Genomic DNA, 1,978 nt, shown 5'->3' with positions numbered 1-1,978 from the left:
TCCACCATCTACATTACATCTTACTTCAGGAACACGGATGTTATCATTCATGATAACGCGGTCTTTGTTTTTACTCAAAAATTTACCTCATTTATTTTAGTTTGTATAAGCTTCAAGAATTCCTCTTCGCTTAAATTATACTGCTCTCTAGTGCGTCTGTCACGAATAGCTACTGTGTTGTTAGCAATCTCTTCATCACCTATCACAACTATCATAGGAACACGAGTTTTCTCAGCAATTCTAATTCTTTTATTTAAAGAATCATTCTTCGCATAGATTTCACTATCGGCATTAATGTCAATAAGTTTATCTGATAATTCCTTAGCATATTCTTTATGTGACTCAGCAACAGGAACAATTGCAACTTGTGTAGGAGCAATAAACATAGGAAACTCTCCTGCATAATGCTCAGTTAAAATCCCAATAAAGCGTTCAAAAGAGCCTAAAATAGCACGATGAATCATAACAGGTTGGATTTTATTATTTTCTTCCCCATTATATTCAAGTTTAAATCTCTCAGGAAGATTAAAATCTAGCTGAATAGTTCCACATTGCCACTCACGCCCAATGGCATCGGTAATTTTAATGTCAATTTTTGGTCCATAAAATGCACCACCACCCTCATCTATTTCATACGCAAGTTCATTTGTATCCATAGCATTTTTCAGAGCTTGTGTAGAAATTTCCCACACTTCATCACTTCCAACAGCCTTATCTGGACGCGTTGAAATCATCATTTTATAATCAAACGCAAAAGTTGACATAATTTTATCTACAAAATCAACCACTTCAATAATTTGCTCTTCAATCTGATCAGCACGACAAAAAATATGTGCATCATCTTGTGTAAATTCACGCACTCTAAAAAGACCATGCAATGCACCTGTAAGCTCATGACGATGTACGACACCATACTCAAAATATTTAATTGGCAAATCTCTGTACGAATGGAGTTCATCTTCATATACTTTAATATGTCCAACGCAGTTCATGGGTTTTACACCAAACTCAAGCTCATCAATATGTGTAAAGTACATATTTTCACCATAATTTTGGTAATGTCCTGAAGTTTTCCATAAATCTGAACGCAACATTTCAGGTCCACGAACTGGTTCGTAGCCTCGTTTACGGTGTGCTTTAAAAAGAAGCGATTCTAAACGAGCACGCAATCTTCCACCAGCAGGAAGCCAAATAGGAAAACCAGCCCCAACCTCTTCACGAAAAGTAAAAAGTTTCATCTCGTTTCCAAGTTTACGATGGTCTCGTTTTTCAGCCTCTGCCATCATATCCATATAGGCTTTAAGAAATGCCTTATCTGCAAACGCAATACCATATATACGAGTGAGCATTTCATTTTTAGAATTTCCACCTAAATAAGCTCCAGAAATCTTCGTCAATTTAAAATAACGGATAAGCCCAATACTAGGAAGATGTGGTCCACGACAAAGGTCTTCAAACTCCCCTTGTTTATAGATGCTTACATCTTCATCAGGTATCATATTTAAAACTGCTTGTTTAAGATGGTCATCTTTAAACTTCTCACGAGCCTCTTCTTTAGAGATAACATAACGCTCAATAGGATACTTTTTCTTTGCAAAAGAGAGCATCTGCTTCTCAATCTTTTTCAAGTCTCCTTGCCCTATCTCCTCTGAAGTTTTAAAGTCATAGTAAAAGCCCTCTTTGACAGTTGGTCCTACATAAAACTCAGCATCAGGGTAAAGAGACTTAATAGCCTGTGCCATAAGGTGTGCTGTTGAGTGTCTTAGTACCTCTAAGGCTTCAACGGAGTTATCAAGCTCTATTGCATCACCTTTAAGTCCAAGCTCCTGTGCAGTTTGTAAATCTACTATATTATCATTGTATTTTATTGCTATTTCGCTCAATTTTATTCCTATAATTCAGTTTTTAATACAGCACCATTTGATGCATTTGATACAAGAAGTTGGTAGCGTTTCAACCATTTTGATTTTACTTCATT

1 protein-coding gene is annotated in these 1,978 nt (G+C 36.2%); it reads right to left on the bottom strand.

The features are described from left to right. Positions 1 to 74: 74 nt before the first annotated feature. Entirely contained in the window at positions 75 to 1,850 is a 1,776-nt protein-coding gene (thrS, locus tag MVY38_RS09880; RefSeq protein WP_297485725.1) for a threonine--tRNA ligase, read from the bottom strand. Positions 1,851 to 1,978 lie beyond the last annotated feature (128 nt).

This window comes from Sulfurimonas sp. (assembly GCF_027056685.1).
Taxonomy (GTDB): domain Bacteria; phylum Campylobacterota; class Campylobacteria; order Campylobacterales; family Sulfurimonadaceae; genus Sulfurimonas.
Note: the sequence above shows the minus strand (reverse complement) of the source record. Positions and strands in the feature narration are given on the sequence as shown.